Origin of the sequence: Bacteroides ovatus, assembly GCF_001314995.1 — a bacterium.
GTDB lineage: Bacteria > Bacteroidota > Bacteroidia > Bacteroidales > Bacteroidaceae > Bacteroides > Bacteroides ovatus.
This window is the reverse complement of record NZ_CP012938.1, coordinates 2157789-2171620: the sequence shown is the minus strand read 5'-3', so window position 1 is coordinate 2171620 and position 13832 is coordinate 2157789. Positions and strand designations below refer to the sequence as shown.

General features: G+C 44.1%; 10 protein-coding genes. 9 read left to right on the top strand and 1 reads right to left on the bottom strand.

All coding sequences use genetic code 11. The features are described 5' to 3' along the window. Window positions 1–240: 240 nt before the first annotated feature. Window positions 241–3945 carry a phosphoribosylformylglycinamidine synthase gene (gene purL, locus Bovatus_RS08740; protein WP_004300954.1) on the bottom strand — a complete coding sequence of 1235 codons (3705 nt, stop codon included), beginning with the start codon at window positions 3943–3945 and terminating at the stop codon, window positions 241–243. A 258-nt stretch (window positions 3946–4203) separates the two neighbouring features. On the opposite strand from purL, the gene Bovatus_RS08735 reads away from it, so the two are divergent. The 9 genes from Bovatus_RS08735 to Bovatus_RS08695 all read left to right on the top strand — a co-directional run bounded on the left by Bovatus_RS08735 (window position 4204) and on the right by Bovatus_RS08695 (window position 13776). After that, window positions 4204–4857, top strand: a complete 654-nt coding sequence (locus Bovatus_RS08735; RefSeq protein ID WP_008774798.1) for a LysE family translocator — start codon at window positions 4204–4206, stop codon at window positions 4855–4857. Window positions 4858–4867: 10 nt separating this feature from the next. Then, a complete protein-coding gene (locus Bovatus_RS08730; protein ID WP_004300951.1) occupies window positions 4868–5413 on the top strand; it encodes a DUF4924 family protein in 546 nt (181 codons plus the stop codon). Further along, window positions 5414–6274, top strand: coding sequence for a dTDP-4-dehydrorhamnose reductase (gene rfbD / locus Bovatus_RS08725; protein WP_004300950.1), 861 nt, complete (start codon window positions 5414–5416; stop codon window positions 6272–6274). Between the two features lie 76 nt (window positions 6275–6350). Continuing rightward, window positions 6351–7925: a peptide chain release factor 3 gene (locus tag Bovatus_RS08720; protein ID WP_004300949.1), complete on the top strand. Its 1575-nt coding sequence runs from the start codon at window positions 6351–6353 to the stop codon at window positions 7923–7925. A 77-nt stretch (window positions 7926–8002) separates the two neighbouring features. Further along, window positions 8003–8593: an RNA polymerase sigma factor gene (locus Bovatus_RS08715; RefSeq protein ID WP_004300948.1), complete on the top strand. Its 591-nt coding sequence runs from the start codon at window positions 8003–8005 to the stop codon at window positions 8591–8593. Window positions 8594–8603: 10 nt separating this feature from the next. Beyond that, window positions 8604–9443, top strand: coding sequence for a FecR family protein (locus Bovatus_RS08710; RefSeq protein ID WP_004300945.1), 840 nt, complete (start codon window positions 8604–8606; stop codon window positions 9441–9443). A gap of 975 nt (window positions 9444–10418) precedes the next feature. Next, window positions 10419–10679, top strand: coding sequence for an OadG family protein (locus Bovatus_RS08705; RefSeq protein WP_004300941.1), 261 nt, complete (start codon window positions 10419–10421; stop codon window positions 10677–10679). A gap of 26 nt (window positions 10680–10705) precedes the next feature. After that, window positions 10706–12541 (top strand): biotin/lipoyl-containing protein, encoded by a 1836-nt coding sequence (locus tag Bovatus_RS08700; protein WP_004300939.1) that lies wholly within the window; start codon window positions 10706–10708, stop codon window positions 12539–12541. Further along, a complete protein-coding gene (locus Bovatus_RS08695) occupies window positions 12541–13776 on the top strand; it encodes a sodium ion-translocating decarboxylase subunit beta (RefSeq protein ID WP_004300937.1) in 1236 nt (411 codons plus the stop codon). The genes Bovatus_RS08700 and Bovatus_RS08695 overlap by 1 nt, the downstream gene beginning before the upstream one ends. The last annotated feature ends 56 nt before the right edge of the window (window positions 13777–13832 follow it).

Genomic DNA, 13832 nt, shown 5'->3' with positions numbered 1-13832 from the left:
TCTTTTATGAGGGGGAAAGTTTGACAAAATTAAGAAGATTTTTTGATATTACAAAATTTTGATGAAAGATAACAGCGCTCCAAAAATGAAGAAAATAGACTATTTTATAACTATTTGTATATACTGTTTGTTTTCGGTATTTTGGTATCTATCAGAAGTCTTCCGGTAGAATGGAAAGTTCCGTAAAATAAGAGGCTGGCACTATTTAAAGTACCAGCCTCTGTAAAATATGGAAATGATTTATTTCATTTTCGCTTCCACCCACTTGCGGGCATTGACAAACGCTTCTATCCATGGAGTAACCTGATCGCTGTTCTTGCGGTCGGCCGGATAGCAACCGTTCTGCCATGGGAAGATGGAACGTTCCAAGTGAGGCATGATAGCCAAGTGGCGTCCGTCTGCGCTGGCCAGTGCTGCGATAGAATAATCGGAACCGTTCGGATTGCCCGGATATTCATCATAGCTATACTTCGCTACTACATTATATTTATCTTCGTCATATGGCAAAGAGAATTTTCCTTCTCCGTGAGCTACCCAGATACCCAGTTTGCTTCCACTTAAAGAGCCGAACATCACACTGCGGTTAGTCGGGATAGTAAGACCAAGGAAGCGTGATTCGAATTTGTGTGAATTGTTATGTAGCATTTTTCCTTTCTTCTTCAGTTCCGGGTTGATAAGATTGAGTTCCATCATCAGCTGGCAACCGTTGCAGACACCCAATGACAATGTATCTTCGCGTGCATAAAATTTATCCAATGCTTCTTTAGCTTTCGGGTTGAACAGGAATGCGCCTGCCCATCCTTTAGCAGAACCCAGTACATCGGAGTTAGAGAAACCACCGCAGTAAACGATCATGTTTACGTCTTCCAGTGTTTCGCGTCCGCTGATGAGGTCGGTCATTGTAACGTCTTTTACGTCGAAACCTGCCAAATAGAGTGAGTAAGCCATTTCGCGCTCACCGTTTGTACCCTTCTCACGGATGATAGCCGCACGGATACCGCTTGGGGTACGACGATCCGGAGTGATACCGTATTGAGAAAGCTTACCTTTGAATTCCGGCATGAAAGCGAATTCAACAGGTTGCATCTTATAGTTTTCAAAACGTGCTTTTGCGCAACCGTTCATAGATTGTTTGCGGTCGAGCAGGTAAGAAGAAGAATACCATACGTCACGCATATAATCGATACCAAACTGGTAAGTAGCACCGTCTTTAGATACCAAAATGTGGCGTTCGTCAGTCGGTTTACCCAGCTTTATATAGCCTACGCCTGCATCTTCCAGAATCTTCTTCACTTCATCCTTATGCTTGTCGCTGATCTGGATAACGATACCCGGATTTTCAGCAAACAGAATCTTAACGATATCCTGTTCTTTCATCTTGTCGAGGCTGATTTCCATACCGCCTTCTACATTAGAGAAGCACATTTCGAGCAATGTAGTGATCAAACCACCGGCAGAGATATCGTGTCCTGCAAGAATCAATCCTTTGTTGACAAGTTCCTGTACGGCAAGGAAAGCATCACGGAAATATTCGGCATCTTGTACGCAAGGTACTTCGTCACCAACTTTACCCAGAGATTGTGCAAAAGCCGAACCACCCAGTTTCAGTTCATCGAAGCTGAAGTCAATATGATAAAGCGTAGTCTTTTCATTGTTAACCAATACCGGAGATACCACTTTCTTCACGTCGGAAACTTCACCACCGGCAGAAACAATCACAGTTCCCGGAGAAATCACTTTCTCGCCGTTCGGATACTTCTGTGTCATAGATAGAGAGTCTTTTCCGGTAGGAACATTGATCTGCAGCGCGCAACAGAAATCGCTTAAAGCTTTTACAGCTGTGTAAAGACGGGCATCTTCACCTTCTTGAGAGCGGCAAGGCCACATCCAGTTGGCAGACAGTGAAATGCTATCCATACCTTCCGCCATTGGAGCCCAAACAAGATTGGTCAGCGCTTCGGATACAGAAAGAATAGAGCCGGCAGCCGGATCAGCCAATGCTGCTTGCGGAGCATGTCCGATAGAGGTAGCGATACCTTTCTCGCCACGGTAGTCGAGTGCTACGACACCGCAGTCGCTCAACGGTAACTGAAGTTCACCCTGGCATTGCTGACGAGCCACTTTACCTGTTACTGAACGGTCTACCTTATTCGTCAACCAGTCTTTGCAGGCTACAGCTTCAAGCTGCAATACATTCGTCAGATATTCATGTAATTTAGACAATTCGTATTTCGGCATTTCGTAATGACGTTCCACGGTTTTGTCTACCATATATGTCTTGGGAGAAGAACCGAACATCTGCTCTACAGCAAGATCAAACGGACGTACACCGTCAGCCTGTTGGAAGGCGAAACGATGATCGCCGGTTGTTTCACCGACTACGTACATCGGAGCGCGTTCGCGTTCGGCAATCTTACGTACATGTTCGATGGCTTCTTCTTTAATCAATAGCCCCATACGTTCCTGGCTCTCGTTGGCGATGATTTCTTTTGCCGACAAAGTCTTATCGCCGATAGGCAATTTGCTCATATCGATTAAACCACCACATTCTTCCACTAGTTCGGACAGACAGTTTACGTGTCCGGCAGAGCCGTGATCGTGGATAGAAACCACCGGATTCACCTCTTCTTCACAAAGAGCACGTACTACGTTGTTGGCACGTTTCTGCATTTCAGCATTAGCACGTTGTACGGCATTCAACTCGATACCACTGCTGTAACGACCGGTATCTACAGAAGATACAGAACCGCCACCTAGTCCGATACGATAGTTGTCACCACCGATTACCACCACTTTGTTTCCTGCTTCCGGTGTGCCTTTCAGACAGTCACGTTGTGTGCCGTAACCCACACCGCCGGCAAGCATGATTACTTTGTCGTAACCATAAACTTCTTTGTTTTCTGTATGTTCGAAAGTCAGTACCGAACCGCAGATCAGCGGCTGGCCGAACTTGTTACCGAAGTCGGAAGCACCGTTGGATGCTTTGATAAGAATCTGTTCCGGAGTCTGGTACAACCATTTGCGTACCGGAAGTATTTCTTCCCATTCACGTCCTTCATCGGTGCGCGGATAAGAAGTCATGTAGACTGCAGTACCTGCAATCGGCCATGAACCTTTACCACCACCCATACGGTCGCGGATTTCACCGCCGGTACCGGTAGAAGCACCATTGAATGGCTCAACAGTAGTAGGGAAGTTATGAGTTTCCGCTTTCAGTGAGATAACACTCTTGATGTCCTTTACTTGGAAGAAATCAGGTTTTGAATGATCTGCCGGAGCAAATTGTTCCACAACCGGACCTTCAGCGAAGGCTACGTTATCTTTATAAGCAGAGATTATTTTATTCGGATTTTCCTGTGTAGTCTTTTTAATCATCTGGAACAGGGAAGATTCCTGCTCTACACCGTCGATGATAAACGTTCCGCCGAAAATTTTGTGGCGGCAGTGTTCGGAGTTGATTTGTGCGAAACCGAATACTTCAGAGTCGGTCAGCTTCCGTCCGAGGTCCTTTTCTACTTTCTTCAGGTAGTCCATTTCTTCTTTGGAAAGAGCCAAACCTTCTTTTTCGTTGTACACTTCGAGATCTTCAATGTAGATGATTGGTTCCGGCTGACGGTTTGTCGTGAATACGTTTTGGTCGAGTCCTTTGTACATGCGTTGGAGCATCGGGTCGTAATCGGCATTTTCGTCCTTAACAGGGAAGTACTCCTCGATGCGGCTTATGTCTTCGAGCCCCATGTTTTGGGTGATTTCTACTGCGTTTGTACTCCAGGGAGTGATCATTTCGCGGCGTGGGCCAACGAAACAGCCTTTCAGGTTTTCTTCACTTTCCATCACGGCTTCGCCAAAAAGCCAGCAGAGTTTATTACTTTCGTCAGGGGTGAGCTGATGGTTGCTCTCTACGGCAATCACGCTCTTGGAAGGGGTTCTGAAAAAAAGAATCATGTTGTATATTTACGATTTTACGATTTACGATTTTACGATTGAAGTTCCTGCAGGAGAAACTCTTCTCTTTTTCTGTGGCGCAAAGATAATCAATTTCGTTGGTGGTAGGAAAAAAATAGAGAATAAATTCCTATACCTTATTTAATATGTTTATTTTCGATGTACGTTTTACTTATTATCGCTATATATAGTGATTCTTGTGTGGAAAAAACGTTAATATACTATCCCCATATCACAAAAAAGTGCGATATTTGCGACATGATTCAGATAGAGACAATATTCGATATATTAGTGAAAGGCTTTATTATTGGCGTTGTTGTGTCCGCACCCCTCGGTCCGGTGGGCGTATTATGCATCCAGAGGACTTTGAATAAGGGGCGTTGGTATGGATTTGTAACAGGTCTGGGAGCCTCTTTGAGCGATATAGCATACGCTTTGCTCACCGGCTACGGGATGAGCTTTGTGTTCGATTATATTAATAAGAATATTTTCTATCTGCAATTATTGGGGAGCATCATGCTACTCCTTTTTGGTATATATACCTTTCGTAGCAACCCGGTGCAGTCCATTCGTCCGGCTTCCTCCAGCAAAGGTTCTTATTTCCATAACTTTATTACCGCATTTTTCGTCACTCTCTCCAATCCCTTGATAATCTTTCTGTTTATCGGACTTTTCGCCCGTTTTGCCTTTGTGCAGCCGGGGGTTCTGGTGTTCGAAGAGATTACAGGATATGTTGCTATTGCTATAGGGGCATTGACCTGGTGGTTGGGGATTACTTACTTTGTGAACAAAGTGCGCACTAAATTCAACTTGCGTGGTATCTGGATACTGAATCGTGTTGTAGGAAGTATTGTAATGCTGGTATCCCTTGCCGGACTGATTTTTACTTTGTTGGGAGAATCACTTTATTAAGAGATAACTTATGAATCAGATAGCACAACAACTGAAAGAGAAGAATATTGCCGAGTACCTTATATATATGTGGCAAGAGGAAGACTTGATCCGCGCCAATCATTGTGAACCGGAAGAGATGGAGGTAAATGTAATTGCCCGTTATCCGGCAGATCAGCAGCCTGCCATGAGAGAATGGTATACCAACCTGATTACGATGATGAGTGAGGAAGGAGTACGGGAAAAAGGTCATTTGCAGATTAATAAGAATGTGATTATCAATCTGACAGAATTGCATAACGCATTGGCTTCTTCTCCTAAATTTCCTTTTTACAGTGCCGCCTATTTCAAGGCATTGCCGTTTATAGTAGAATTACGGAATAAAAACGGCAAGAAAGACGAGCCCGAATTGGAGACCTGTTTTGAGGCGTTGTATGGAGTGCTCCTGCTTCGTCTTCAAAAAAAGCCTATCAGTGAAGGTACTGCTAAGGCAGTGGAAGCTATCACTAGTTTCCTTTCTATGTTGGCAAACTATTATGATAAAGACCGTAAAGGTGAATTAAAACTGGATGAATAAATGAGAATTTTGGTAACGGGTGCCAACGGTCAGCTTGGCAATGAGATGCAGGTGCTTGCAAAAGAGAACCCGCAACATACGTATTATTTCACGGATGTAGAGGAGCTTAACATCTGTGACAAGCAAGCCGTTTGGGCTTATATCGCAGAGAAGCGGATTGAGCTTGTCGTGAACTGTGCCGCATATACGGCCGTAGATAAAGCGGAAGATAATTCGGAACTAGCCTATCAATTGAATTGCGAAGCACCGAAACAATTGGCAAGTGCGGCACAATTCAACGGAGCCGCCATGATACAGGTATCTACCGATTATGTCTTTGACGGTACTGCACACACTCCGTATACGGAGGATTGCGACCCTTGTCCGGACTCCGTATACGGCACCACCAAACTGGAAGGAGAATATGACGTGATGAATTATTGCGAGAAAGCAGTCGTAATCCGTACTGCATGGCTTTATTCCACTTTCGGCAATAATTTTGTGAAGACAATGATCCGTCTTGGAAAAGAGCGTGACAGTCTGGGAGTTGTTTTCGACCAGATCGGAACCCCGACTTATGCTAATGACCTGGCACGTGCCATCTATACCATTATAAATAAAGGTATAGTCCGCGGCATCTACCATTTCAGCAATGAAGGCGTTTGTTCCTGGTATGATTTCACAGTGGCTATTCATCGCTTGGCAGGAATAACCTCCTGCAAAGTGAAACCTCTGCATACAGCCGAATATCCTGCAAAGGCCAACCGTCCGGCATACTCTGTACTTGATAAAACAAAAATAAAAACAACATTTGGCATCGAAATCCCCCATTGGGAGGAAAGTCTCCAACGATGCCTGGAGAAATTGGAAATTAAAAATTGAGAGTTGAGAAATAAAAAAGAAACCACTTTGAGTATCATTTTTTAATTTCCAATTTTCAATTCTCAATTTAATAACTATGGCAGATAATACAGAAATTTTGAGACGGCGAACGTTCGCCATTATTGCGCATCCGGATGCCGGTAAGACATCATTGACGGAAAAGCTATTGCTTTTCGGTGGTCAGATACAGGTAGCAGGTGCTGTAAAGAGTAATAAGATAAAAAAGACGGCTACGTCCGACTGGATGGAAATCGAGAAACAACGTGGTATTTCGGTAACGACTTCCGTGATGGAGTTCGACTATCGGGATTATAAAATCAACATTCTCGATACTCCGGGTCACCAGGACTTTGCTGAAGATACATACCGCACACTGACTGCTGTAGACAGTGTTATCATCGTTGTAGACGGTGCGAAGGGGGTGGAAACGCAGACGCGTAAACTGATGGAGGTATGCCGCATGAGAAAGACTCCGGTAATAATCTTCGTCAACAAAATGGACCGTGAAGGAAAAGATCCGTTCGACTTGCTCGATGAACTCGAAGAAGAACTGATGATTCAGGTTCGTCCCTTGTCCTGGCCGATAGAGCAGGGAGCACGTTTCAAAGGAGTATACAACATCTACGAACAGAAACTGGACTTGTACCAGCCATCCAAACAGATGGTAACGGAAAAAGTGGCAGTCGATATTCATACGGAAGAACTGGATCAGCAGATTGGCAAGCCATTGGCAGACAAGCTGCGTGGTGATCTGGAACTGATCGAAGGTGTTTATCCCGAATTTGATTCGGAATCCTATCTCGCAGGAGACTGTGCACCTGTATTCTTCGGATCAGCGTTGAACAACTTCGGTGTGCAAGAGCTGCTGAACTGTTTCGTGGAGATAGCTCCCAGTCCTCGTCCCGTACAGGCAGAAGAGCGTGAAGTGAATCCCGACGAACCGAAATTCACCGGATTCATCTTTAAGATCACAGCCAATATTGATCCCAATCACCGTTCTTGTGTGGCATTCTGTAAGATTTGCTCCGGCAAGTTTGTCCGCAATGCTCCCTATGTGCACGTTCGTCATGGAAAGACCATGCGTTTTTCATCGCCCACCCAATTTATGGCACAGCGTAAAACAACGATTGACGAAGCCTATGCAGGAGATATTATCGGTCTGCCGGATAATGGTACCTTTAAGATTGGCGATACGCTGACAGAAGGTGAAATGCTTCATTTCCGCGGATTGCCGAGCTTCTCGCCGGAGATGTTCAAGTATATTGAAAATGCCGATCCGATGAAGCAGAAACAGTTGGCGAAAGGTATCGATCAGTTGATGGATGAAGGTGTGGCACAGTTGTTTGTCAATCAGTTCAATGGCCGTAAGATTATCGGTACGGTGGGACAGTTGCAGTTTGAGGTCATTCAGTACCGTTTGTTGAATGAATACAATGCGTCCTGTCGCTGGGAACCGGTAAGTCTTTATAAAGCCTGTTGGGTAGAAAGCGATGATCCCACAGAACTGGAAGCCTTCAAGAAACGTAAATACCAGTATATGGCAAAGGATAGAGAAGGGCGCGATGTGTTCCTGGCAGACTCCGGTTATGTACTTCAGATGGCGCAGATGGACTTTAAACACATCAAATTCCACTTTACAAGTGAGTTTTAAAACATATTCCGTTGATTTTAACTAAAAAATCAGGTAAAAAAAGGAAAAACATATCTCATATAAATGAGTGAATAGAAATGAAGACACTATCCTGGGATAAAATTCAGCAAGGGGATGAAGAGGCATTCCGGCAGCTTTATGAGCAATATGCAGATTTACTGTATGGATATGGCATGAAGATAGCCGGTGATGATACGCTGGTGACCGAGGCGATACAGTCGTTGTTTGTTTACATCTTTGAGAAAAGAGAAACTTGCGCGGCACCTCAATCCATACCCGCTTACTTGTGTGTTTCGTTGAGACACATGATAGTGAACGAACTGAAAAAAGAGAATAGTGGATCATTCAAATCACTGGATGAAGTAGGCACAAACGAATATCAGTTTGATCTGGAGATCGATATTGAAACTGCTATTATCCATTCAGAGTTGGAAAAAGAACAGCTGGAAGTTTTGCAGAAAGAGCTGAACAATTTGACAAAGCAACAGCGGGAGGTATTGTATCTTAAGTATTATAAGAAGATGAGTCCGGAAGAAATAGCCCAGGTGATGGGACTCACTTCACGTACGGTTTACAATACTACTCATATGGCTATCTCCAGTTTGCGGGAGCGTATGAGCAAATCTTTCTTGTTGTTGGTAGCAGCTAATTTGTGGATTTTTAATTGAGGTGTGAGATATGGAAAAGTGGACAGAATCTTTAGATAAATACTTAGAAGAAGGAAAACTTCCTCTGGTTGGCGAAATCTTTTCTCGTAAAAAAGAAATAGGTGATAAGCTGAAGTTGCAACGTGAGGAGAGCCATAAGATCGCCTTAAGCCGGAGAAGAAAGCAAGGTGCGGGGAGAAGTTTCTCTTTCTCATGGGGAGTGGCAGCGGCAGTTGTCCTTCTTTTGGGGATAGGCGGTTACTTCCTGGCAGAAGAAAAGGTGGTGACTGATAACACTGCTATGAACTATGAATTGCCGGATGGCAGTACTGTGCAGGTGATGGAAAATTCCCGCCTGACTTACAATCATATCACATGGCTTTGGGAGCGCAAATTGCAACTATTGGGTAAAGCCTCTTTTAACGTAACCAAAGGCAAGACATTCACGGTCCGTACAGAAGCCGGCGACGTAACCGTACTGGGAACGAAATTCCTCATCGATCAGCAAGGAAAGAAGATGACCGTCAACTGTGAGGAAGGAAGTGTGAAAGTTGAGACTGCCGTAGGTAAGCGTACATTGCTTGCCGGTGAAAGTGTGCGTTGCGATGAAACCAAGATTGTGCCAGTAGAAAAAAAGGCGGAAGAATCAGAGTTCCCCGAAGTGTTGGGATATGAAGATGACCCGCTGATAAATGTAGTGGCAGATATTGAGCATATATTTGAGGTGACAGTCGTCGGGCATGAGAAATGCGAGGGGCTGACCTACAACGGGACGGTCTTAACGAAAGACCTGAACGCCACACTGGAAAAAGTCTTTGGTTCGTGTGGAATCAGTTATCAAATTCGAGGGAAAGAAATTATTTTAAAATAAAAAAAGCCTCTTCTGGATAGTCAGAAGAGGCTTTTTTGTTTTTCTTCAAATTTTCTTCATTTTTTCTTGGTAAAAAAACAACGGATGCTTCTCTTTCTAATATAAGAGCTATTTAATGATATTTGAAGAAAACGGTAGAATTGATTAGAAGATTAAATGTTGTAGAAGAAATTAGAAATTATCCGGCAGAAATAAGGCCGGGATTCAGAACAAACAATAGATGTTTTATAGAGAATTACAAGCTAAACTCAAAACAAACAATAGATGCTTTTTATAAAATTTAAATTTAACCCAAAACAAACAATGTTTTAAAAGAAATGCAAACTAGGGCTCAAAGCAAACAATAGACAGCGGCAGATGAATTATTCCTGCCACAAACGTAAGCCGGAAAGATTCCCTCATCGGACGTGATATGAGCTTTAGAAGCTTGTTTTTTCCGATTAAACAGACTTAGTTGGCTTAAAAAAAGGGTTTTTCAACTAGACTGCTACGCTAATTAAAAGAATGAAAGCCGTGATGGCCCATGAGAGGTTTAACAAGACCGGTTTTATCTGGTAGTTTAATAGTAGGTTAAGAGAGTCTGAAACCAGAAAAGGGCTGAACCGGTCTATCATTGAGTATTTTTATTTAATAATTGTTTTATCAGAATGTGAGAGAAAGTTGAGGGGCTTTCTCTCACATTTTTTTTGTAGGAACGATAGATAGGACGATTTACTATTGGACTATTTACCATTTACTATTTGGGTTGTGCAATAGAAGCAGATAGTAAATAAGATAAATAGGAATTTAGTTTAGATGTGGATGGCACGCTAAATCATAAATCATAAATTATAAATCATAAACTTCCCCAGTTTTCCAATCAGAGAAATGACGTTTTTATACATTATATTCCTTTCTTAATTTATTTTATAATAAAAATTTGGTATTTTCGGACGCTTTTTAGACGAACAACTTAAAATACTAATAGTTTATTATATGGAAAATATCGAAACAGCGATCCTGCTGATGGTGGTCGGAATGGCTACCGTGTTTGTTATTCTGCTGATTGTGATTTATTTAGGTAAGTTGTTGATTACATTAGTCAACAAGTATGCTCCTGAAGAAGTGGTTCCTGTGAAGCGGGAAGCATCGCAAGGTCCTGCCCCTGTTCCGGGAAACATCTTAGCCGCCATTACAGCTGCTGTAAATGTGGTGACACAAGGTAAAGGAAAAATCACAAAAGTAGAAAAATTATAAATCTATAAAGAATATCACTGAAAGACATGAAAAGAGAAGTAAAGTTTAGTTTGGTTTTCCGAGATATGTGGCAATCTGCCGGAAAATACGTACCTCGTGTAGACCAACTCGTAAAGGTAGCTCCTGCCATCATTGAAATGGGCTGTTTTGCCCGCGTAGAAACAAACGGCGGAGGTTTTGAACAGGTAAATTTATTGTTTGGTGAAAACCCGAATAAAGCGGTACGCGAATGGACAAAACCGTTCCACGAAGCCGGTATTCAAACCCACATGCTCGACCGCGCACTGAACGGACTCCGTATGAGCCCCGTTCCGGCAGACGTCCGCAAATTATTCTACAAAGTAAAGAAAGCACAAGGAACAGACATTACCCGTACGTTCTGCGGATTGAACGACGTGCGTAACATCGCTCCTTCCATCACATACGCAAAGGAAGCAGGCATGATTTCGCAATGCTCGCTTTGCATCACTCATTCGCCTATCCATACCGTAGAGTATTACACCAATATGGCGCTGGAACTCATCAAACTGGGAGCAGACGAAATCTGTATCAAAGACATGGCAGGTATCGGTCGTCCCGTATCGTTAGGTAAGATTGTAGCAAATATCAAGGCGGCACATCCCGAAATCCCCGTTCAGTATCACAGTCATGCAGGTCCCGGATTCAATATGGCAAGCATCCTCGAAGTATGTGAAGCCGGTTGTGACTACATCGACGTAGGCATGGAACCGCTATCCTGGGGAACAGGCCACGCTGACTTGCTTAGCGTGCAGGCAATGCTGAAAGACGCCGGATATCAAGTGCCCGAAATCAATATGGAAGCCTACATGAAAGTGCGCGGCATGATTCAGGAATTTATGGACGACTTCCTCGGCTTGTATATCAGCCCGAAAAACCGCCTGATGAACTCCTTGCTGATTGCTCCCGGACTTCCCGGCGGTATGATGGGTAGTTTGATGGCCGATCTCGAATCCAATCTGGAATCAATCAATAAATATAAGGCAAAACACAATCTGCCGTTTATGACGCAAGACCAGTTGCTCATCAAGCTCTTTGATGAAGTAGCTTACGTATGGCCTCGTGTCGGTTATCCTCCATTGGTGACTCCGTTCAGCCAATACGTGAAGAACCTCGCCATGATGAATGTGATGGCTATGGAAAAAGGAAAAGAACGTTGGGGAATGATTGCCGATGATATCTGGGATATGATTCTGGGTAAAGCCGGACGTCTGCCGGGCAAACTTGCTCCCGAAATCATTGAAAAGGCAGAACGTGAAGGCCGTAAGTTCTTCGAAGGTGATCCGCAGAATAACTATCCCGATGCCCTCGACAAATATCGCAAACTGATGAAAGAGAACAAATGGGAAGTAGGACAGGACGACGAAGAACTCTTCGAATATGCTATGCACCCGGCTCAATATGAGGCTTACAAGAGTGGCAAAGCAAAAGAAGACTTCCTGGAAGACGTGGTCAAACGTCGTGCCGAAAAAGATAAATCTCCGGAAGAAGATGCCAAACCGAAGACACTGACCGTACAAGTGGACGGACAGGCCTATCGTGTGACGGTAGCATACGGTGATACCGAACTACCTGCTGCTCCTGCGGGTGCTGCCGCTGCTCCGGCAGGAGAGGGTAAAGAAGTACTTTCTCCGTTGGAAGGCAAGTTCTTCTTAGTGAAAGGTGCGCAGGAAACTCCTTTGCAAGTAGGTGACACTGTGAAAGAAGGTGATGTAATCTGCTATGTAGAAGCGATGAAGACCTACAATGCCATCCGTGCAGAGTTTGGCGGTACAGTGACTGCTATCTGTGTCAACCCGGGAGATGCTGTTTCAGAAGATGACGTATTAATGAAGATAGGATAATGAACGAAATATTTGAGAACTTATATGACATGACTGCGTTCAGCAATATCATTGCCGAACCGCAGTTCCTGATAATGTATGCCATCGCGTTCGTTCTGCTCTATTTGGGTATTAAGAAACAGTACGAGCCGTTGCTGCTTGTCCCCATCGCTTTCGGTGTGTTGCTAGCCAACTTCCCCGGAGGAGATATGGGCGTGATTCAGGCCGACGAAAATGGTATGGTGATGGTAAACGGAGTGTTGAAGAACATCTGGGAAATGCCTTTGCATGACATTGCCCACGAACTGGGAATCATGAACTTCATCTACTATATGTTGATTAAAACTGGTTTCCTGCCTCCGATCATCTTTATGGGTGTCGGTGCGCTGACGGACTTCGGGCCGATGTTGCGTAACCTGCATCTTTCTATATTCGGTGCAGCTGCACAGTTGGGTATCTTTACCGTATTGCTGGTAGCCATCCTGATGGGATTCACCCCACAGGAAGCCGCTTCTCTGGGCATTATCGGTGGCGCGGATGGTCCGACAGCTATCTTTACCACCATCAAACTGGCGCCGCATTTGCTGGGCCCGATTGCCATTGCCGCTTATTCGTATATGGCGCTCGTTCCGGTGATTATTCCGCTGGTAGTGAAACTGTTCTGTACGAAGAAAGAGTTGAGCATCAACATGAAAGAACAGGAAAAGAAGTACCCTTCGAAGACTGAAATCAAGAACCTGCGTGTGTTGAAGATTATCTTCCCGATCGTGGTAACTACTATTGTTGCCCTCTTCGTGCCAAGTGCAGTGCCTTTGGTGGGTATGTTGATGTTTGGTAATCTGGTGAAAGAAATCGGAACCAACACATTCCGCTTGTTCGATGCCGCTTCCAATAGTATCATGAATGCTGCCACCATCTTCCTCGGACTGTCCGTAGGAGCAACGATGACAGCCGAAGCATTCCTCAACTGGACAACAATCGGTATTGTGATCGGTGGATTCCTTGCATTTGCACTTTCTATAACCGGTGGTATTTTCTTTGTGAAGCTGGTAAATCTCTTCTCGAAGAAAAAAATCAATCCGCTTATCGGCGCCACTGGTTTGAGTGCCGTTCCGATGGCGAGCCGTGTAGCCAATGAGATTGCTTTGAAATACGATCCGAAGAATCACGTATTGCAGTATTGCATGGCAAGCAACATCTCTGGAGTAATCGGTTCTGCCGTAGCTGCGGGTGTGTTGATCTCCTTCCTTGCGTAAGATAATTCCTGCCTGAAAAAGACTTTTTATACATTCACACTTGGAAGATTCGTTTG

Coding starts and splice junctions, on each gene's coding strand:
- purL (WP_004300954.1), bottom strand. CDS start 3,945: ATGATTCTTTTTTTCAGAACCCCTTCCAAGAGCGTGATTGCCGTAGAG.
- Bovatus_RS08735 (WP_008774798.1), top strand. CDS start 4,204: ATGATTCAGATAGAGACAATATTCGATATATTAGTGAAAGGCTTTATT.
- Bovatus_RS08730 (WP_004300951.1), top strand. CDS start 4,868: ATGAATCAGATAGCACAACAACTGAAAGAGAAGAATATTGCCGAGTAC.
- rfbD (WP_004300950.1), top strand. CDS start 5,414: ATGAGAATTTTGGTAACGGGTGCCAACGGTCAGCTTGGCAATGAGATG.
- Bovatus_RS08720 (WP_004300949.1), top strand. CDS start 6,351: ATGGCAGATAATACAGAAATTTTGAGACGGCGAACGTTCGCCATTATT.
- Bovatus_RS08715 (WP_004300948.1), top strand. CDS start 8,003: ATGAAGACACTATCCTGGGATAAAATTCAGCAAGGGGATGAAGAGGCA.
- Bovatus_RS08710 (WP_004300945.1), top strand. CDS start 8,604: ATGGAAAAGTGGACAGAATCTTTAGATAAATACTTAGAAGAAGGAAAA.
- Bovatus_RS08705 (WP_004300941.1), top strand. CDS start 10,419: ATGGAAAATATCGAAACAGCGATCCTGCTGATGGTGGTCGGAATGGCT.
- Bovatus_RS08700 (WP_004300939.1), top strand. CDS start 10,706: ATGAAAAGAGAAGTAAAGTTTAGTTTGGTTTTCCGAGATATGTGGCAA.
- Bovatus_RS08695 (WP_004300937.1), top strand. CDS start 12,541: ATGAACGAAATATTTGAGAACTTATATGACATGACTGCGTTCAGCAAT.